Source organism: Gordonia sp. JH63, assembly GCF_009856645.1.
Taxonomy (GTDB): domain Bacteria; phylum Actinomycetota; class Actinomycetes; order Mycobacteriales; family Mycobacteriaceae; genus Gordonia; species Gordonia hongkongensis.
In genome coordinates, this window is sequence record NZ_CP047235.1 from 2,324,952 (window position 1) to 2,344,299 (window position 19,348).

At 69.2% G+C, this 19,348-nt stretch carries 16 protein-coding genes; 7 read left to right on the forward strand and 9 right to left on the reverse strand.

The window, feature by feature from the left end:
* Positions 1–9 precede the first annotated feature (9 nt).
* Positions 10–597, reverse strand: coding sequence for a peroxiredoxin (locus GR168_RS10520; protein WP_058250204.1), 588 nt, complete (start codon positions 595–597; stop codon positions 10–12).
* A gap of 125 nt (positions 598–722) precedes the next feature.
* Here GR168_RS10520 and GR168_RS10525 point away from each other — a divergent pair, with 125 nt between their 5' ends.
* Positions 723–1,655: a hydrogen peroxide-inducible genes activator gene (locus tag GR168_RS10525; RefSeq protein ID WP_175404260.1), complete on the forward strand. Its 933-nt coding sequence runs from the start codon at positions 723–725 to the stop codon at positions 1,653–1,655.
* Here the strand turns inward: GR168_RS10525 and GR168_RS10530 are convergent.
* Both GR168_RS10530 and GR168_RS10535 read right to left on the reverse strand, forming a co-directional pair.
* Positions 1,652–3,775 (reverse strand): DUF3516 domain-containing protein, encoded by a 2,124-nt coding sequence (locus tag GR168_RS10530; RefSeq protein ID WP_203235944.1) that lies wholly within the window; start codon positions 3,773–3,775, stop codon positions 1,652–1,654. The genes GR168_RS10525 and GR168_RS10530 overlap by 4 nt on opposite strands.
* A gap of 17 nt (positions 3,776–3,792) precedes the next feature.
* On the reverse strand, positions 3,793–4,764 hold the full coding sequence (locus GR168_RS10535) for a PAC2 family protein (protein WP_065628907.1): 972 nt from the start codon (positions 4,762–4,764) through the stop codon (positions 3,793–3,795).
* 239 nt (positions 4,765–5,003) lie between these two features.
* Between GR168_RS10535 and GR168_RS10540 the strand changes: the two genes are divergently transcribed.
* Both GR168_RS10540 and GR168_RS10545 read left to right on the forward strand, forming a co-directional pair.
* A complete protein-coding gene (locus tag GR168_RS10540) occupies positions 5,004–5,675 on the forward strand; it encodes a hypothetical protein (RefSeq protein ID WP_159371896.1) in 672 nt (223 codons plus the stop codon).
* 91 nt (positions 5,676–5,766) lie between these two features.
* A complete protein-coding gene (locus GR168_RS10545) occupies positions 5,767–6,891 on the forward strand; it encodes a DUF4192 domain-containing protein (RefSeq protein WP_159370680.1) in 1,125 nt (374 codons plus the stop codon).
* A gap of 36 nt (positions 6,892–6,927) precedes the next feature.
* On the opposite strand, the gene GR168_RS10550 is transcribed toward GR168_RS10545, so the two are convergent.
* Positions 6,928–7,623, reverse strand: a complete 696-nt coding sequence (locus GR168_RS10550) for a metal-dependent transcriptional regulator (RefSeq protein ID WP_065628906.1) — start codon at positions 7,621–7,623, stop codon at positions 6,928–6,930.
* Between the two features lie 185 nt (positions 7,624–7,808).
* Between GR168_RS10550 and GR168_RS10555 the strand changes: the two genes are divergently transcribed.
* Positions 7,809–9,053: an acetoin utilization protein AcuC gene (locus tag GR168_RS10555; protein ID WP_159370681.1), complete on the forward strand. Its 1,245-nt coding sequence runs from the start codon at positions 7,809–7,811 to the stop codon at positions 9,051–9,053.
* 46 nt (positions 9,054–9,099) lie between these two features.
* Complete coding sequence (locus GR168_RS10560; protein ID WP_238995086.1) at positions 9,100–11,889, forward strand: bifunctional GNAT family N-acetyltransferase/acetate--CoA ligase family protein; 2,790 nt, start codon at positions 9,100–9,102, stop codon at positions 11,887–11,889.
* A gap of 44 nt (positions 11,890–11,933) precedes the next feature.
* Here GR168_RS10560 and GR168_RS10565 read toward each other — a convergent pair whose 3' ends face one another.
* Both GR168_RS10565 and GR168_RS10570 read right to left on the reverse strand, forming a co-directional pair.
* A complete protein-coding gene (locus GR168_RS10565) occupies positions 11,934–12,872 on the reverse strand; it encodes a sigma-70 family RNA polymerase sigma factor (protein ID WP_175401036.1) in 939 nt (312 codons plus the stop codon).
* Between the two features lie 302 nt (positions 12,873–13,174).
* The gene (locus tag GR168_RS10570; RefSeq protein ID WP_065628902.1) at positions 13,175–13,633 is read right to left on the reverse strand and encodes a DUF3099 domain-containing protein; all 459 of its coding nucleotides are present in this window, start codon (positions 13,631–13,633) and stop codon (positions 13,175–13,177) included.
* 212 nt (positions 13,634–13,845) lie between these two features.
* Between GR168_RS10570 and GR168_RS10575 the strand changes: the two genes are divergently transcribed.
* Complete coding sequence (locus GR168_RS10575; RefSeq protein ID WP_058250213.1) at positions 13,846–14,118, forward strand: DUF3039 domain-containing protein; 273 nt, start codon at positions 13,846–13,848, stop codon at positions 14,116–14,118.
* 31 nt (positions 14,119–14,149) lie between these two features.
* Here GR168_RS10575 and GR168_RS10580 read toward each other — a convergent pair whose 3' ends face one another.
* A complete protein-coding gene (locus GR168_RS10580) occupies positions 14,150–15,388 on the reverse strand; it encodes a YihY/virulence factor BrkB family protein (protein ID WP_065628901.1) in 1,239 nt (412 codons plus the stop codon).
* A 283-nt stretch (positions 15,389–15,671) separates the two neighbouring features.
* On the opposite strand from GR168_RS10580, the gene GR168_RS10585 reads away from it, so the two are divergent.
* A complete protein-coding gene (locus GR168_RS10585) occupies positions 15,672–17,414 on the forward strand; it encodes a DEAD/DEAH box helicase (protein ID WP_159370683.1) in 1,743 nt (580 codons plus the stop codon).
* Between the two features lie 150 nt (positions 17,415–17,564).
* Here the strand turns inward: GR168_RS10585 and GR168_RS10590 are convergent, their stop codons facing one another.
* Both GR168_RS10590 and GR168_RS10595 read right to left on the reverse strand, forming a co-directional pair.
* On the reverse strand, positions 17,565–17,771 hold the full coding sequence (locus GR168_RS10590) for a hypothetical protein (protein WP_004018852.1): 207 nt from the start codon (positions 17,769–17,771) through the stop codon (positions 17,565–17,567).
* A 256-nt stretch (positions 17,772–18,027) separates the two neighbouring features.
* Positions 18,028–19,077, reverse strand: coding sequence for a sulfite exporter TauE/SafE family protein (locus GR168_RS10595; protein ID WP_159370684.1), 1,050 nt, complete (start codon positions 19,075–19,077; stop codon positions 18,028–18,030).
* Positions 19,078–19,348 lie beyond the last annotated feature (271 nt).

Sequence of the window (19,348 nt, forward strand, 5' to 3'; positions counted from 1 at the left end):
GTTCTCCTCTCAGACGCCGGCCGTCATGAGCTCGCCGGCGTCGATCGTCGGGTCACCCTTCTTCCAGTTGCAGGCGCACAGTTCGTCGGACTGCAGAGCGTCGAGGACGCGCAGGACCTCGTCGACATTGCGGCCCACGGAGCCCGCGGTGACCGACACGAACTGGATCTCGTTGTTCGGGTCGATGATGAAGGTGGCGCGGTCGGCGACGCCGTCGGCATTGAGAACGCCTGCGGCGGTGGCGAGTTCGCGCTTGAGGTCGCTCAGCATCGGGAACGGGAGGGTCTTGAGGTCCTCGTGCTGTGCGCGCCACTGGAAGTGGACGAACTCGTTGTCCACCGAGGCGCCGAGCACCTGGGTGTCGCGGTCGGCGAACTCGTCGTTCAGCTTGCCGAACGCGGCGATCTCGGTCGGGCACACGAAGGTGAAGTCCTTCGGCCAGAAGAACACGACGCGCCACTGACCGGGGTGATCGTCGGACGACACGGTGGTGAAGTAGTCGTCGGGCTGCTGGGCATTGACCTTGCTGAGATCGCCACCGATGACGGCGGTGAGGTTGTAGGCAGGGAACTGGTCACCGATGGTGAGCAGGGCCATGTATCGCTCCTTCAGCTGGTGAATGTACGGAATCTGCGCGCGAATGAGTTTCGCGACGTACGAGTACCATCGTGCCGGATTCCGGTCGAAAACGAAACGTGATGACTAGCACTATACTGATAAGCATGTCCGATAGAACTTATCAGCCGACCGTGGCCGGGTTGCGTGCCTTCGTCGCACTCGCGCATAGACGCCACTTCGGCACTGCGGCAGCCGATCTCGGTGTCAGTCAGCCATCGCTGTCGCAGGCGTTGTCGGCGTTGGAGTCCGGTCTCGGTGTGACCCTCGTCGAACGCACCACGCGGCGTGTCCTGTTGACCGCCGAGGGTGACGAACTCCTCCCGCGAGCGATCGCGGTGACCGAGGCCATGGACGAGTTCACCTCGGCGGCCGCCGGAACGGGCCGACCGCTCAGCGGGCCGCTGCGGCTGGGGGTCATCCCGACGGTGGCGCCCTACGTCCTGCCGACGCTGCTGCGCGGACTCGGGCAACGGCTCCCGGACCTCGTACCCCGGGTGGTGGAGGAACAGACCGCCCGCCTCATCGAACAACTGCGCACCGGCACGCTCGACGTCGCGCTGCTCGCTCTCCCCGTCGACATGCCCGGCATCGTCGAAGTTCCCATCTACCGTGAGGATTTCGTTCTCGCACTCCCGTCCGGTCATGCGCTGGCCGGACGCCGCCGCGTCGATCCCACCGCGCTCGCCGACCTGCCGCTCCTCCTCCTCGACGAGGGGCACTGTCTGCGCGATCAGGCGCTCGAGGTGTGCCGGCTCGCGGGCGTGCGGCCCGATCTGGGTCAGACCCGGGCCGCCTCGCTGACCACCGCGGTGCACTGTGTCGTCGGCGGACTCGGCGTGACGCTCATCCCGCAGACGGCGGTGGCCTCCGAGACGGCGTCGGGTGATCTGGCCACCGCGACCTTCGCGGCCCCGCGGCCGGGGCGGCGGATCGGCCTGGTCTTCCGGGCGTCCGCGCGCCACGACGAGGCCTACCGCGAACTGGGCTCTCTCATCGGCGATCTCGTCGGCGCGACCGGTGCCGTGACCGCGCTCTAGACCGTGCCGCCGGCCATCTCGGCCGCGGCCGCCTGTGCGGCGAGAGCCTCCCACTCGTCGACGAGACTCGAGTCGACCTCACGGACCATGGTGCCCAGCTCCTCGACGATCCGCTCGATCTCGGGGGTCACGACGCTCGTCGGAACACCCTGCCGGAGAACGCGATAGCAGTCCGACAGATAGCGCAGCAGCACGCCCTCGCTGCGCGCCAGCCCGTACGCGGAGATCAGCTCGGTGAAGGTCATGGCCTTCTCCAGCATCTCGCGGAGCACCGACTTCGGCGCCGGCGGGAACGACGACACCCACGGGTGCCCGCGACGATAGATGTCGAACGCGGCGTAGATCTCCTCGGCCAGCGGCTGCGGCCAGGTGATCTCCTCCAGGCGCGACATCCGCTCCTCGTACTCGATGCCGTCGGCCTTCATCTCCGCGATCGCGGCGTCGCGCGCGACCTTGCGCTGGGCCAGCAGCAGCGGTCGCGGGTTCTCCAGGGTCGATTCGAGGATGGAGACCACATCGAGTGCGTGAGTGGACGACTCGGGGTCGAGGATCTCGAACGTCGCCAGCGCGAAGGCGGACAGCGGGTTGGTCAACGCGAAGTTCTCCGGCATGTCCACGCTCAGGGCGATGTGCCGGCCGGTGTCGTCGGGTTCGGCGAGTTGCACGACGATGCCCGCGTCCCGGAGCCCCCGGTAGAGCTCGATCGTGTGCTTGATGGTGCGCAGCTGGCGGTCGCGCGGTTCGTGATTGTCCTCGAGAAGGTGGCGGACCGCGGCGAAACAGTCGCCCGGTCGGCCGAGTACCTCGAGGAGCATGGCCGTCGTCATCTGGAAGTGGCTGCGCAGGGGCTCGTCGGGCGCATCGACGAGCTGGAGGAAGGTCTTCTCCCCCCACGAGACGAAACCCTCGGGTGGCTTCTTGCGCACCAGCTTTCGGAGCTTCTTGGGATCGTCGCCGGCCTTGGCCACCGCACGGGCGTTCTCCACGTCGTGGTCGGGAGCCTGCGCGACGACATAGCCGATCGTGTCGAAACCGGCCCGCCCGGCCCGGCCGGCGATCTGATGGAACTCGCGGGCCCGCAGCCGCCGGACCCGCCGTCCGTCGTATTTGCTCAGGGCCGCGAACAGGACCGTGCGGATCGGCACGTTGATGCCGACGCCGAGGGTGTCGGTGCCGGCGATCACCTTCAACAGCCCTTGCTGCGCAAGACGTTCGACCAGCCGGCGGTAACGGGGAAGCATCCCGGCGTGGTGGACGCCGATACCGGCGCGCAGCAGTTTGGACAGTGTGTTGCCGAAGCCGGTGGAGAACCGGAAGTCACCGATCGCCTCGGCGATCGCCGCCTTCTCCGCTTTGTCGCAGATCCGGACGCTGAGCAGCGCCTGCGCGCGCTCCACCGCGGCGGCCTGGGTGAAGTGCACCACGTAGATGGGCGCCCGTCCCCGGCCGACGAGCTCCTCGATCGTCTCGTGGATCGGGGTCATCGCGTAGGCGTGGTCCAGGGGGACCGGACGCTCGGCGCCGGTGATCTCGACCGTCTCGCGTCCGGTGCGCCGGGTCAGGTCGTCGACGAAGAACGACACGTCGCCGAGCGTCGCCGACATCAGCAAGAACTGCGTCGACGGCAATTCGATGAGCGGGACCTGCCAGGCCCAGCCGCGGTCGGGTTCGCCGTAGTAGTGGAACTCGTCGGCGACGAGGGTGCCGATGTCGCTCGCACCGCCGGCGGCGAGGGCGAGGTTGGCGACGATCTCGGCGGTCGCACACACGATGGGCGCGTCGGCGTTGACCGCGGCGTCGCCGGTCAGCAGTCCGACCTGGTCGGCGCCGAACATGGCGCACAGCTCGAAGAACTTCTCGCTGACGAGCGCCTTGATGGGTGCGGTGTAGAACGCACGCTCGCCGCGGCAGCGCGCGAAGTACAGCGCGCCCGCCGCGACGAGTGATTTGCCCGAGCCGGTCGGCGTCGCCAGGATCACGTGGCTGCCGGCGAGGAGCTCGAGAAGCGACTCCTCCTGATGCGGGTAGAGGTCGAGGCCGCGTCCCGTCCACCACTCGGTGTACCGCTCGAGTGCGGTGTCCTCGTCGTCGGTGGGGACCAGGACGTGCGGCGCGGGTATCGGTGCGGTGTCCGGGATCAGATCGGTGATCGCGGACCCTCGTCCCCGGGGCCGGCCTCACCGTCGCCGGTCTGCTCGGCCAGGAACCGTTCGAGTTCGGCGCCGAGTTCGTCACCGCTGGGCAGCGATTCCTCGGCGGCGAGCAGCGACGAGCGTTCCTGCGCGGCCTGGGTGAACGTGTCGTACTGGGTCTCCAGCGCCGCCACCACGGACTCGATCTCCGAGTTGCCCTCGACCTCGTTGTCCACCTGTGCGCGTACCTTCTCGGCGGCGCTGTCGAGAGCGGCGAGGGGGAGGTCGAGACCGGCGAGCTCGGCGACCGCCGCCAGCAGGCGTGCGGACGCCGCCGGGTAGTTGGTCTGCGCGAGATAGTGCGGGACATGTACCGACAGGCCCGACGCCCGGTAGTCGTGTTCCCCCATCCGCAACTCGAGGAGCATCGACGCGCTGGCGGGCAGCTTCATCGCCGAGCCCCACCGGGGCAGGTCACCGAGGGCGTCGGGATCACTGCCGTGCGCCGTGATCGACGGCGGTCGGGTGTGCGGCACGGCCATCGGGATCGCGTTGAGGCCGATGACATCGGTGACGCCGAGTCCGTCGCTCAGGCGTCGGACCGCGTCGACGAACTGCTCCCACCGGAGGTCGGGTTCGGAACCGGCGAGCAGGAGAAAACCCTTGCCCGAGTTGTCGCGGATCGCGTGCAGCGCCAGCGTCGGCATCTCGACGTCGGTGAAGGTCTCGCCGCTGAACGAGATGGTCGGCCGGCGTGACCGGTAATCCATCAGCTCGTCGGAGGAGAAGGTCGCGACCAACTCGGACTCGAGGCTGTCGCGGAGGTGCGTCGCGGCCAGCGCGACCGCGTGCCCGGCGTCGGCGAAGCCCTCGAGCGCGTGGATCAGTACCGGACCCGTGCCGTCGGGCCGGGTCACCTGCGGAGCGGGAAAGGCGAGTTCATACAGCGCGTCGTTGCGCGCGGGCTGCTCGTCCACGTCGTCCCTCCTTCTGCTGGCAGCTGTCCCGGAAGAGACAGCTGAACGTCCATTGTCTCGCACCGCACCCGGCGATGGCCACTCGCCTCGGTGCAACCACCGCGACACACCGGTGATTCCCCCCGTTGGTGTTCCTGTTTTGTTGTTCCCCAGGGGTGTGTCCTCGACACCTGGCGAAGACGCCGGTGGCACAGTAGACCGTTGTGATCGAGCCGCATGCGCCCCGACTGCGCCTGTCCCTGCCCGGCCGCCTCGTTCCCGGCACGGTGGCCGGTCTCGTCGCCGCGGCGCTCGTGCTGTCCGCCTGCTCCGTCGGCGGTCAGCCGGAGCCGTCGAGTCCGGACCTGTCCGCGCGATCGGTCGAGGCCGCGGACTTCCCGGACGGCGCCGCGAGTCCCATCCCGACGTCGGCGGTCGCGAACGCCCTGGCCGACGTGACCGGGGCGCCGATGCCCGGACAGGCGGGCACCGAGGTGTCGCCGCCGGAGTGTGCACCCGCGTCCGTCCCCGCGGACGGAGCGGTCGCGTTCCTGGGTCCCGGCCCGGGGGAGCGGGCCACCCTCACCTCGGTCGTGGCCGGTGTCGAGACGCCGCTCGACGACGTGGTCGAGTTGGCCGAGCGCTGCCCCGAGACCACCACGACCACGTTCGGGGCGTCCTCGACGATCACCACCGAGGTGCTGCCCCCGCCGCCGGCGCCGGACGGGGTCGACACCGCGACGCTCCGCCGCACGATCGTGACCGGCGGCGGTGTCCCGTCCACCACGAGCGCTCTCACGCTGCTCGGCGAGCGGGACGGCGTCCGGGTGTACACCGAATACCGTTGGCCCGCAGCAGGTCCCGTACCTCCCGAAGCGTCCGCCGCGCTCGACACGCTGTTCGGAAAGGCGCTCGCGGCCGCGTTCGGCTGACCAGTACCGCCCTGTGGATGACCTCTCCTGGTTGTCCACAGCGTGTGTCGACCGCCGTTCGAGCGGCTCGGCCACGGGTGACGCTGTCGCCATGCAGATCCTCGAACCGCCACCGCATGGCCCCCACGACCCGACGACGCTGCTCACCTCGATCCCCGCTCGACTGGGGTTCGTCCCCGAGCGGTCGATCATCGCGATCGCCGTCGCCGGCGACCGCACGGTGAACGCGACCATGCGGCACGACCTCGCCCTCGCGCCCGACGGCAGCCCCACGCGCGAACTGGTCGTCGTCCTCGCCGGACTTGGTGAGATCACGTCCACCTACGGCATCGAGGAGATCCTGGTCGTGATCGCCGATGACCGCTACCCGGCGGACGACCGTCGTTATCGGCGGATCCTCGCAATGAGCGACCGGTACTTCGGCGATGTCGGTGGTGTGGCCGCCGGGTTCGTGGTGCCGGGCTTCGATGCCGGCGTGCACTGGTCGACCATCTGGTGTCCGGAGGACCGAGCCTGGTCGGTCGACGTGTCCGCGGGGTCGGCCGGACAACTCGACGATCCGCACACGAGTCCGACCGCGGTCGCGGAGGCGGTGCGTTCGGGACGGCGGATTCTCGCCCGGCGCTCGGAGATGCGGACGATGCTCGAACCGCTCGACGGCGAATGCGGTCCGGGACGTCCGCTGCCGGACTGTCGGGCATGCCGGGGCATCGACCTGGATCAGAGCGATCTCGACTTGTTCGATCCCGACGAGGAGGACGTCGAGGCCTCGACGCGCGCACTCGACCTGGTCATCAGCGCGATGATCGAAACGGAACAACCACTGGATTGTGGCGAATTGGACCGACTGGAACAGGCGATCCTGCGCCCCGACGTCCGCGACGCCGCGCTCGCCCTGTCGGTCACCGAACTCCGGGGAGCCGCCGAACACCTCTGGCGAGAACTCACCCGGCGGCTGACCGGACGCGGACGGTCCACCGCCGCAACACTTCTCGCGCATCTGCACTACATCGGCGGGGATGGCGCCTACACCGGTGTCGCCCTCGACGTCGCGCTTGCGGGCACGGACACCGACCACCTGGCCACGCTGCTCGACACCGCCCTGCGGGCCGGTGTCCGCCCGGCCAGGCTGTGGGGCACCATCGAGAAGTCCTACGACGCCGCGAAACGCCTCGGCGTCGTCATCCCGGCGGCGACACTGCGTACCGCCGGGTGACCACTGCAGACCTTGCTGTGTCAGACCTTTGCTGTGTCAGACCTTTTCGACGACCTTCTCGACGAACAGCGAGTGCGCCATGTCGGACGAAAGTTCGAGGCCGTCGTGACCGGGTGTGTCGATCGTGATCGTGCCGGCCGTGTTCGACACCGTCACACGGGCGTTGGGAACCACGCCCGCCTCGCGCAGCGCGCCGATCAGTTCGGTGTCGGACTGGGCGTGTTCGGACAGGCGACGCACGATGACCGGCACCGTCTCACCCGGCGGGAGGTCGGCGAGGCGGGTGGCGCCGTCGTCGGAGCTCGGCACCTCCACGCCCAGCAACTCCAGTCCCGGGATGGGGTTTCCGTAGGGCGAGGTCGTCGGGTATTCGAGGACCGCGAGCAGGCGGCGTTCGACGTTCTCACTCATCACGTGCTCCCAGCGGCAGGCCTCCTCGTGGACCTGATCCCAGGGCATTCCGATGACGTCGACCAGAAGGCGTTCGGCGAGGCGATGCTTGCGCATCACCGCGACGGCGAGCGTGCGTCCGCGGTCGGTCAGTTCGAGGTGTCGGTCCCCGGCGACCCGGAGGAGGCCGTCGCGCTCCATGCGGGCAACGGTCTGCGACACGGTGGGACCGGACTGGTCCAGACGCTCGGCGATCCGCGCCCGCAGCGGCACGATGCCCTCTTCTTCGAGATCGTAGATCGTTCGCAAGTACATCTCGGTGGTGTCAACCAGGTCGTTCACTGTGCGCAATCCCTTTCGTCCCCGCCAAGATTACCCTCTTCGGGAGTGGTGACCGCGATCTCACCGCGACCGGGGAGTCCCGGGGCGGCGGTACGTGGCGCGCACTCGTGTCCGACGCGACATCCGTGGCCGCTGCGCGATGTGTACCACTAGCCTGAGGTCGTGATCAACACTACGAGCGCCCGATGACGACGGCCGTCATCTGGAGCGAGGACTTCCTGTCCTACCGATGGGCCCACACGCACCCGATGAACCCGGTCCGACTCGCCCTCACGATGAAGCTCGCGCAGAGCCTCGGAGTCCTCGACGACGTCGAGACGATCCCGCCGCAGGCCATCGACGACGACGCCCTGACCGTCGTCCACAGCCGCGACTACATCGACGCGGTCCGTGCGGTCGGTTCGGGGACGGCGTCGCTGTCGGGGCCGTTGCTCGAGCGGTTGTTCGGCCTCGGCGACGCCGACAACCCGGTCTTCACCGGGATGCACGAGGCCGCGCGCCTGCTCGTCGGCGGCACGCTGGCCGCGGCGCAGACGGTCGTCTCCGGGGCGGCGACGAGAGCGGTCAACATCGGCGGCGGCATGCATCATGCGATGCGCTCGCGCGCCGCCGGATTCTGCATCTACAACGACTGCGCCATCGCGATCAGATATCTGCTCGACCACGGTTTCGACCGCATCGCCTACATCGACGTCGACGCCCACCACGGCGACGGCGTCCAGGTCGAGTTCTCCGCCGACCCGCGGGTGATGACGGTCTCGCTGCACCAGCACCCGGCGACCCTGTGGCCCGGCACCGGATGGCCGACCGAGGTCGGGGACGGCGACGCGGCGGGAAGCGCGGTCAACCTGGCCCTCATGCCCAACACCGAGGACCGGTTGTGGCTGCGCGCCTTCCACGCCGTGGTGCCGTCGCTGATCGCCGAGTTCCGGCCGCAGATCATCGTCAGCCAGTGCGGTGCCGACAGCCACCGCGCCGATCCGCTGACCGACCTCTCGCTGACCGTCGACGGACAGCGGGCGGCGATGATCGCCATGCGCGACCTCGCCGACAAGTACTGCGAGGGCCGCTGGATCGCGGTCGGCGGCGGTGGCTACGGCGTCGTCAACGTGGTGCCGCGCAGCTGGACGCATCTGCTGGGCGTCGCCCTCGGTCGCGAGGTCGATGTATCGTCGGTCATCGACGAATCCTGGTGTGCCACAGCCGAACAGATCTCCGAGCAGGTGCACTCCGACTATGCCGCCCCGCCCGTTCGGGTCATGGGCGACGGGGGCATCGTCGACTACCAGCCGTGGGCCGGCGACGCCGGCCAGGAACCACCCGACGGTGTCGCGGCCAACGCCCAACGCCAGACCGACCGCGCGATCCTCGCCACCCGACGCGCGGTCTACCCGCTTCACGGTCTCGACCCGGAGGACCCCCGTGACTGACGACACCTCGACCGCCGACGCCACCGCGCCCGCAGGCACTCCCGCCATGGCCGATCAGCCGGAACCGCGTAGCCCGTGGGATTATCCGCGGCACTGGATCGCAGATGTGCTGGCCTCCGATGGCGGCGTCGTGCACCTGCGACCGATCGTGCCCGACGACGCCGACCGCATCGTGGCCTTCCACTCCAAGCTCTCCGAGCGCACCCGGTACATGCGGTACTTCGGTCCGACTCCGACCCTGCCGCCGCGCGAGGTGGCCCGGATGACGACCGTCGACCACCAGCAGCGTGTCGCGATCGTCGCCGAACTCGGGGGCGAGATCATCGCGGTCGGCATCTACGAGGGTCTCGGCTTCGACGGCAAACCCGAATCGGCCGAGGTGGCGTTCGTCGTCGCCGATGAACACCAGGGCCGCGGCCTCGGACCCATCCTGCTCGAACACCTGGCCGGTGCGGCGGCGGAGAACGGTTTCACCCGTTTCGAGGCCGAGGTCCTCAGCGAGAACCCGAACATGGTCGCGGTGTTCCGCGACGCGGGGTATCAACTCGCACGGAGCTTCGACGGCTCGACCGTGCACGTTGAGTTCCTCATCGACCCCACCGAGGCGCTGCTGTCGGTGCGCAACGCCCGTGAACGCGCGTCGGAGGCCCGCAGCGTCGCCAATCTGCTGCGACCCGCCTCGGTCGCGGTGATCGGCGCCTCGACCGACCCGAACAAGGTCGGAAACGCCCTGTTGGCCAACATCATCGCCGGGGGATTCACCGGGCCGGTGTTCCCGGTCAACGGCCCCGCCCGGGTCGAGGAGGAGCCCGAGCCGGGACGGCCCGGTGTCGGCCGCGAACCGACGCCGGCGCGTCGTCGCACCCGGGAACGACCGCCGTCGGTGCGGGGGATCCGGGCCTACGAGACCGTCCGCGACATCCCCGACCCCGTCGACCTCGCGGTGGTCGCGGTGCCGGCCGCGCGCGTCGACGACGTGCTCGACGACTGCCTGGTCAAGGGTGTGCGCACGCTCGTCGTGGTGTCGTCGGGCTTCGGCGAGTCCGGCGAGGAGGAGGGCCTCGAGAACGAGCGCCGCCTGGTCGCCCAGGTCCGCGAGCACGGGATGCGACTGGTCGGGCCGAACGCGCTGGGCGTGGCGAACAACGACCCCGCGGTCGCGCTCAACGCGACCCTGGCGCCCCGCATCCCGGCCGCCGGCCGGGTCGGGTTCTTCTGTCAGTCGGGCGCGCTGGGCATCGCGATCCTCGACACCGCGGCCCGTCGCCAGATCGGCCTGTCGACGTTCGCCTCTGCCGGCAACCGCGCGGACGTGTCCGGCAACGACCTCCTGCAGTACTGGGACACCGACGCCACCACCGACGTCATCCTGCTCTACCTGGAGAGCTTCGGTAACCCGCGCAAGTTCTCCCGGATCTCGCGGCGGGTCTCACGCTCGAAGCCGATCATCGCGGTAAAATCCGGCCGGGGTGCGATGACGCCGGTCCGGGCGGCGCGCTCGGCGGCCACCCTCGACGACCAGATCGCCCGCATGATGCTCGAACAGGCCGGCGTCATCCAGGTGGACACGATCCCCGAGTTGTTCGACTGCGCGGCCGTGTTCGCCTATCAGCCGCTGCCGCGCGGCCCGCGCGTCCGCATCATCGGCAATTCGTCGGTGCTGGGCAGCCTGGCGGCGGACACCGCGCGCAACGGCGGCCTCGAGGTCGTCGACACCGTCGATCTCGGTGCCGGCGCCTCGGAGGAGGAGTTCGAGTCGACGGTCTCGGCGGCCATGGCCGACCCGGGCGTGGACGGGATCATCGTCGTGTTCGTGCCGCCGGTCGCGGTCGGCGCCGACTGGCACGCCCGGGCGCTCATGGCGGCGGCCAACACCCCCGACGCCGACGCCGACAAGCCGATCGTCACGACCTTCCTAGCCGTCGACGGCATCCCGCCGGGGTTGACTCGGCCCGGCCCGAACGGCATGCCGACCAAGGGGTCGATTCCGTCGTACGGCTCGCCCGAGCGCGCGGCCGCCTCACTGGCGAGGGCGTGGCAGTACGCCCGGTGGCGCCTGCGGCCGGAATCGGTGGTCCACCGTCCCGACGGCACCGATCCCGAGGCCGCGCGGATGTTCGTGCGCGAGGCGATGGTCGGCGACGGTGCGACCGGTCGTCCCGCCGAGCGGTTGCTGGGGCATGTGGAGTCGGCGAAGCTGTTGCGCTGGTACGGGATCGACGTGGTCCCGTTCCGCGAGGTGGCCACGATGCACGAGGCATCCGCGGCGGCCCGTGAACTCGGGCTGCCGGTGGCGGTGAAGGCGACGTCGGACAAGTGGCGCGGTCGTCTCGACCGCGAGGGCGCGCGCCTGGACCTACCCGACGCGACGACGGTGGTGACGGCGTTCGCCGAACTGACCGAACTCACCGGCGACCGCGTGCTGCACGTGCAGAAGATGGCGCCGAAGGGCGTCGGTACGGTCATCCGGGTGCGCGACGATCCGTCGTTCGGTTCGGTGATGTCGTTCGGTCTGTCCGGGCGGACCTTTGACCTGCTGGGCGACCACGGTTACCGCGCCGTCCCGCTGTCCGAACTCGATGCACGGGAACTGATCGAGGAGCCGCGTTCGGCACCGCTGCTGTCGGGCTACCGCGGGGAGGAGCCCGCCGACAAGGAGGCGCTCGCCGATCTGCTGCTGCGCATCTCGACGCTCACCGACGACATCCCGGAGGTCCGCGAGGTGGTCTGCGATCCGATCCTGGCCTCGGTCGACGGCGCGGCCGTTCTCAATGCCCGGATACGCGTGGGCCCGGTGCCCGACAGGCGGGACACCGGACCCAGGCGACTCGGGTGACCGAGTGGACTCAGTGAAGGAGGCGGCGGAGCGTGCGGGGACGCTCAGCTGGCGTAGGCGCGCAGGCGCTCGGCACGGTCGCCGTGGCGGAGCTTGCCCATGACCTCGCGCTCGATCTGGCGCACGCGCTCGCGCGACAGCCCGAACATGCGGCCGATCTGATCCAGGGTGCGCGGCTGGCCGTCGTCGAGGCCGTAGCGCATCCGGATGACCTGCTGCTCACGCTCGTCCAGCGTCGCCAGGACGGCGCGGATGTCGGAGTGCAACAGGCCGGCGATGACGGCGTTCTCGGCGGAGGTGGCCTCGGCGTCCTCGATGAAATCGCCCAGGGGAGCTTCCTCGTCGCTGCCCACCGGCATGTCGAGGCTCACCGGATCGCGGCTGTGGTCGAGCAGGTCGGCGATCTTCTCCGCGGGGATGCCCGATTCGTTGGCCAGCTCGTCGTCGGTCGCTTCGCGGCCGAGCTGCTGGTGCAGCTCGCGCTTGATGCGGGCCAGTTTGTTGACCTGCTCCACGAGATGGACGGGGAGCCGGATCGTGCGGCTCTGGTCCGCCATTCCGCGGGTGATCGCCTGACGAATCCACCAGGTGGCGTAGGTCGAGAACTTGAAGCCCTTGGCGTAGTCGAACTTCTCCATCGCCCGGATCAGACCGAGGTTGCCCTCCTGGATCAGGTCGAGGAGAGGCATGCCGCGGCCGGTGTAGCGCTTGGCCAGCGACACGACCAGGCGGAGGTTCGCCTCGAGCAGGTGGGCCCGGGCGGCCTCGCCTTCACGGACGATGACCGCGAGGTCACGCTTCTTGGCCGCGGACAGCCGCTTCTTGGTGGCCAGAACGTGTTTGGCGTAGAGCCCGGCCTCGATCTGCTTGGCGAGTTCGACCTCCTGCTCCGCGTTGAGAAGGGCGGTGCGACCGATTCCGTTCAGATAGACACGGACCAGATCCGCCGCTGGAGACTGGGCGTCGAGATCCTGTTCGGTCATCGCCGGCCGGGTACCCGGAGGGGTGACTTCGGCGAAACCTTTGGTCGGGGTCGAACGTGCAACTGTCGAGCGTGACATGCGGCCTCCTGACTTGAGTGCGTTCACTGGGTCCAACGCCCTTGTGTGGGCGATAGTTCCCGAGAGTGGTTCGGAGCAAACCTCGCCGAGGCTTGGTGACCTGCGCATTCTTTTTCGCGACTCGACAACCGGCTGAGAAGTTGCTGAGATGTCGCGCGCGGGGGAACCCGAGGGAACGCGGGAACGCACGGGGCCGCGGTGCCGACCCGTCTGGTCCGGAGGTGTCAGGCGCGGGGGTCGTCGGGATCGACGACCTGCCCGTCGATGGTGCGCGACAGCTGGTGGTCGGTGCCGGTGTCGGTCAGTGCCGGGGGTCCGACGACGTGATGGTCGGCGCCGTACTTGTACTGGGGGACCTCGCCGCGCTTGCGCGGCGGACGGTCGTTGGCGATCAGGACCGCCGCCCATGGCAGCGGGATGGAGATCGCGACGATGGCCAGCGCCAGTAGTCCGGACCCGGTGATGCCGTAGGCGATACCGGCGATGACGAGCGCCGGCACGCGGAAAGCCATGAGGAACAGATACTTACGCACACGCGCTCGGTGCTGGGCCTCGAGCGAGTCCGGTGCGTCGGTGATCAGGTACGCCTCGGCGCCCGGACGTTTCGACGCGGGATGTCCGTGCTCGTCGACGTGCGGCGACGTGCTGTTGCGGCCGTGCTGTCCGCGAGCGGACTCACCCATGGATTCCCTTTGTTCGAACACCCTCTCCACTGTCCTCCTTTTGGCGGTCTATTGCACCCGCCGCCGGGAGCGTAGTGAGCGGGGCGAATCGGGTCCCGCCGCCGGGAGCGTAGCGAGCGGGGCGAATCGGGTCCCGCCGCCGGGAGCGTAGCGAGCGGGGCGAATGAGCACTCGGGTGTTCCGTCGGCCCGGTTGTGACGCACAATGGACGAATGGGAACCGAAACCATCGAACGCCCGGACCTCGACGAATGGTCCGACACCAAGACCGACGAGCGTCCCGATGCCGACGCGACCGACCGGGGTGACGACGACCGCCCCAAGTTCTTCCACTACGTGAAGAAGAACAAGATCGCCGAGAGTGCGGTCATGGGTAATCATGTCGTCGCCCTCTGCGGCGAGACCTTCCCGGTCACGCGGTCGGCCAAGCCCGGGTCGCCGGTCTGCCCGAAGTGCAAGAAGATCTACAACAAGATGCGCAAGTGACGCGAGGCGGCTGATCGGCGGGCGTCGCCGGTCAGCCGCGGTCGCGGTGCCGCGCCTGCCGGCGGATCGGGCCGGAGGACAGCCGGTCGGGCAGGGTCCGGAGTTGGCCGGTGAAGTCGGAGGTCTGGGAGTTCACCCAGTGCCGGACCTGCGTGGTGGTCGACGCCTTCGCGGGCCAGAATTGTTGCACGGCCGCGTTGAACTCGGCGCCGATCACGATGCCGAAGCCCAGCGAAAACGTGAAGAGCAGGAACGCGATCGGTGTGGCCAGCGCCCCGTAGGAGACCCCGGCCTCGGTGATCTTGGTCAGATAAATGCGCAGCACGTAGCTCGCGACCCAGAAGAACACGCCGGCCACGATCGCCCCGCCGATGAGCCGATGCCACGGCAGGGGATTGGGCAGCGCGAGGTGGTAGAGCGTCGTCAGGACGAACAGCAGGAGGACGGCGACGAACGGGAAGTAGCCGTAGTCGATGAGGGTGGTGACGAACGATCCCCACGACTCCGGCACGATCGCGCGCAGGTAGTTCGGTCCGAGCGCGACGAGGGGCAGCAGGAACACCGCGACGCTCAGGAAGCCGACGTAGAGGAACAGCGCGAAGAACCGCTGCCACACCGGGTGTCGGACCTCGTGCTGGTCGTGTGCGTGCGCGATCGAGGCGATGAAGCACGAGACGGCCGACGATCCCGCCCACAATGAGATGACGAACCCGACCGACATGAGGCCGATCCGGCCGCGCCCGAGCACGCTGTCGACCGTCGGGGTGATCAGGTCGTCGACGACCGTGGGGGTGAAGGTCCGGCCGGCGAGGTCGATGATGCGGGCGTAGACGACGTCGACGGTGTCGGGGCCGAACCAGCCGGCGACGTAACCGACCGAGCCGAGCAGACCCAGCAGCAGCGGCGGCAGCGACAGCGCCTGCCAGAACGCGGCCTGTGCGGCCCAGCCGATGATCCCGTCGTCCCAGGACTTGACGATCGTGCGCCAGACCACGCGATGAATGTTCGGCAGGACCGGCAGGCCCGGTCCGGACGCCGCCTCGGTTCGTTCCGGATCGTCGTTCCCGGTCTTCTCCGACCCAGCGTCCGGTTCGGTCGACCCCTTCGCGCCGCGGAGGACTTCGACGTCCCCGGAGGCCGGGGCGGACCGCAGCGGCGCGCGCAGGGGTTCGGTCGCGGCCCCGACATCGGCGAGTGGGTCGCCGATCGGCGCGGTGACCGCAGTCGACACGGGACCCGGCGGGACGGCGGGCGGGCTCGCGGCAACCACCGACGACGGGTCGTCGGCCAGTGGGACCGGATTCCTCTTGCGCGTTGTGATGTGTTCAATATCCCCGATCGGGAGGCCGATTGGGTACCCGGGTCACCAGGCGAGTCGTTCGGATCGCCCACGGGCGCCCGTCGCGGCGGACGCCGCGGCCCGGTGTCGGGATGCGGGAGCTGTCGCGCTTCGGCGGTACCATTGGCGGGTCCCCTCGGGCGCGGGCCCCGCACGCGAGGGGTCGTTTCATGTCCGGCCGGAAACCCGCACGCGTGGAGGAGCAGCCCAGAAGGTGACGTCAGCCGAACCCTCCGGATCCACCGCCGGCCCGAAACTCCAGCTCCGCGCTTGGCAGCGTCGTGCGCTGACCAAGTACCTGACGCAGAAGCCGAAGGACTTCCTCGCCGTGGCGACGCCGGGCGCCGGCAAGACGACGTTCGGCCTGCGTATCGCCCGCGAACTCCTCGATGACCGCACCGTCGACAAGATCACCGTGGTCGCCCCGACCGAACACCTGAAGCACCAGTGGGCCGAGGCCGCCGCGCGGGTCGGGATCGCGCTCGACTCGCGGTTCACCAACGCCGCCGGACAGACCAGCTCGGACTTCCACGGCGTCGTCGTCACCTATGCACAGGTGGCCGCCCATCCGGCCCGGCACCGGGTGCGCACCGAGAACTATCGCACCCTGGTCATCCTCGACGAGATCCACCACGGTGGCGATGCCAAGTCGTGGGGCGAGGCGATCCGGGAGGCCTTCGACGACGCCGAGCGCCGGCTCCTGCTGACCGGTACACCCTTCCGCTCCGACGACTCGCCGATCCCGTTCGTCACCTACGAACCGGAGGCCGGCGGGCATCAGCGCTCCAAGGCCGACCACACCTACGGCTACGCCGACGCACTGAAGGACGGCGTCGTCCGTCCGGTCGTGTTCCTCGCCTACTCCGGTGAGGCCAGCTGGCGCGACAGCGCGGGCGAGGAGTACACCGCCCGGCTGGGTGAACCGCTCTCCGCGGAGCACACCACCCGCGCCTGGCGTACCGCGCTGGACGCCCACGGCGACTGGATTCCGGCGGTCCTCACCGCCGCACACACGCGGCTGGGACAGCTCCGTGCGACCGGCACACCGGATGCGGGCGGGCTGGTCATCGCCACCGATCAGACCGCGGCCCGCGACTACGCCGAACTCCTCACCGCCATCACCGGCAAGCCGCCGACGCTGGTGCTCTCCGACGACCCGAAGTCGTCGTCGAGGATCGGCCAGTTCGCCGCGTCCACCGACGAGTGGATGGTGGCGGTCCGCATGGTGTCCGAGGGTGTCGACGTCCCCCGCCTGGCCGTGGGTGTGTACGCCACCAGCTCGTCGACGCCGCTGTTCTTCGCCCAGGCCATCGGACGATTCGTGCGATCGCGTCGTCCGGGTGAGACCGCGAGCGTCTTCCTGCCGTCGGTCCCGGTGCTGCTCGACCTCGCCAGCCAGATGGAGGTCGAGCGCGATCACGTGCTCGGCAAGCCGCACCGCGAGAGCGACGGCCTCGACGACCAATTGCTGATCGACGCCAACAAGCAGGAGGACGAGCCGGGGGAGGACGAGCCGAAGTTCCAGTCGCTACATGCCGACGCCGAACTCGATCAGGTCATCTTCGACGGCACCTCGTTCGGCACGGCCACGTTCGCCGGTAGCGACGAGGAGTCGGACTATCTGGGGTTGCCCGGGCTGCTCGATGCCGACCAGGTGCGTGCCCTCCTGCGCAAACGCCAGGAGGAACAGGTCACGGCGCGGACGGTCGCGTCGTCCTCGGAGTCGTCGGCTGCCGAGCCGCCCACCCCCGGCCGGCCGGCGGGAACCACCGGCGAGAATTTGCACGCCCTGCGCAAGGAACTGAATACGCTCGTCGCGATGCATCATCACCGCACGGGCAAACCACACGGCATGGTGCACAACGAGTTGCGGACTCGGCTGGGCGGGCCCCCGACCGCCATGGCGAGCGCCGATCAGCTGAAGGAACGGATCGCCGCACTGCGCGAGTGGCGCTGATAGACACTGCGCGAGTGGCGCTGATTGACGCTGCGCGAGTGGCGCTGGTCGGGCGGCCCGGAACAGGCCCGGACACGACAGAGCCCGGCCGGATTGCTCCGGCCGGGCTCTGTGCGCGTAGGGAAAGCCCGCGTTCGATCGTCGGAGGTGTCAGACCAGCTCGCCGGCGGATTCGACGACGGTGGCGCTCAACTCGACAAGGCGGGCCTCGTGCTCGTTGAAGTGGTGGCGGCAGAAGAGAAGTTCGCCGCCCTTGGGCAGGACGGCCCGTACCTTGGCTGCGGCGCCGCAGCGATCGCAGCGATCGGCGGCAGTGAGCGGCAGGTAGATCGGGGCTGTGGTGGCGATGTCAGTCATGGTTCGTTCCTCCGTCCCGGTCCGGCGCCGGGTGTCCGGTCGCCTTCCCTTCGAGCCGACACATCCGGGCGATGCGTCAACCTCACTCTGTCAGACGCTCGGGGCGTTCGTATTGTTCCGAGGGTGCTCTCGGTGTGTCGTCACTCACCGTTTACACCAGGCAACAACTCGACAACGATCGCCCGAACGCAATGCGACCCGGCCATGGGGCCGGGTCGCACCACTCTACGCGTTGTGCGCGGGACGAGTCGTTCGGTCAGCTCGTCCGCGTGGGGGTGTGTGTTCCGCTCGCACCCGCATCGGGTTCGGGTGCGGACTCGGCGGCCGGGATGTCCGACGTCGACGTTCCCTCGGAGCCGGGGCGTTCCGCGCCGTCGGCGCCCACGAGCGCCTCTTCCTGCTCCTCGCGGAAATGGGTGACCGCGTCGGAGGACTCGTTCTCCCGGTCGCGCAGGTACTCGCGGAGCGAGTAGGCGAACGCCGCGGCCCAGGCGATGGCGATCACGATGTAGAAGACGTTGCGCACCGAGCCGGGGGCGTCGATGAAGTCGCTCTTCAACAGACTGCGGGTGTTCGTGAGGACGATCAGGCCGCCGACCGAGGCGCCCAGCAGACGCGGCGGGATGTGACGCACGAGCCAGGCCGCGATCGGTGCGGCGATCACGCCGCCGACGAGGATGGCGGCGACCCATGCGAAGTTGATTCCCTGCGAGCCGAGACTGAACAGGAAGCCGAGGCTCGCTGCGACGGCGATGATGAACTCGCTCGTGTCGATCGAACCGATCACCTTGCGGGGCTCGAGACGGCCGCTGGCCAGGATGGCCGGGGTGCCGACCGGACCCCAACCGCCGCCACCGGTGGCGTCGACGAATCCGGCGACGAATCCGAGCGGGCTGAGGAATCGCTTGCGCAGCGGCTTGCCGAGGTTGTGGCGGGGGATGCCCTGGAAGGTGAACCGCACCAGGATGTAGAGCCCGAGCAGCAGCAGGATCACGGCCATGACCGGCGCGGCGGTCTCGGTGGAGAGACTCGACAGGATCGTGGCGCCGAGGAAGGCGCCGATGGCTCCCGGAATCGCGATACGGCGCACGACGCGCCAGTCGACGTTCCCGAACTTCCAGTGCGAGACGCCGGAGACCAGCGTCGTGCCGATCTCGGCCAGGTGCACGGTGGCCGAGGCGGCAGCCGGGTTGGTACCGATGGCGAGGAGGAGGGTCGTGGTGGTGACGCCATAAGCCATGCCGAGACTGCCGTCGACGAGCTGAGCAGCGAAGCCGACGAGGCCGATCAGGACGATCGTTCTCATAGTGGGTCTTTCCGGGAAGTCACGCCGTCAGGGACGTGACGAGGCTGGGGCAGGCACTCAGTGCCCGCGACGAAGTGGAACGCGGAGGAGGGGATCGCAGGTGGCGTTCTCGCCCTCGGGTGGGGTCTGTCGCGTCACAGACACAGCATCGATGCTGTGCGCAGCAGATCGACGGTGGCACGACGCACCAGCATGGCGCCGCGTCTGCTCCCGGTCACTGCGTAAGTCACCGCGCCATCCTATGTAGTGCGTCCCCGAAAGCCCGAGAATC

Coding starts and splice junctions, on each gene's coding strand:
- GR168_RS10575 (WP_058250213.1), top strand. CDS start 13,846: ATGGGAACCGAAACCATCGAACGCCCGGACCTCGACGAATGGTCCGAC.
- GR168_RS10590 (WP_004018852.1), bottom strand. CDS start 17,771: ATGACTGACATCGCCACCACAGCCCCGATCTACCTGCCGCTCACTGCC.
- GR168_RS10565 (WP_175401036.1), bottom strand. CDS start 12,872: ATGACCGAACAGGATCTCGACGCCCAGTCTCCAGCGGCGGATCTGGTC.
- GR168_RS10560 (WP_238995086.1), top strand. CDS start 9,100: ATGGCCGATCAGCCGGAACCGCGTAGCCCGTGGGATTATCCGCGGCAC.
- GR168_RS10520 (WP_058250204.1), bottom strand. CDS start 597: ATGGCCCTGCTCACCATCGGTGACCAGTTCCCTGCCTACAACCTCACC.
- GR168_RS10595 (WP_159370684.1), bottom strand. CDS start 19,077: ATGAGAACGATCGTCCTGATCGGCCTCGTCGGCTTCGCTGCTCAGCTC.
- GR168_RS10555 (WP_159370681.1), top strand. CDS start 7,809: ATGACGACGGCCGTCATCTGGAGCGAGGACTTCCTGTCCTACCGATGG.
- GR168_RS10570 (WP_065628902.1), bottom strand. CDS start 13,633: ATGGGTGAGTCCGCTCGCGGACAGCACGGCCGCAACAGCACGTCGCCG.
- GR168_RS10525 (WP_175404260.1), top strand. CDS start 723: ATGTCCGATAGAACTTATCAGCCGACCGTGGCCGGGTTGCGTGCCTTC.
- GR168_RS10545 (WP_159370680.1), top strand. CDS start 5,767: ATGCAGATCCTCGAACCGCCACCGCATGGCCCCCACGACCCGACGACG.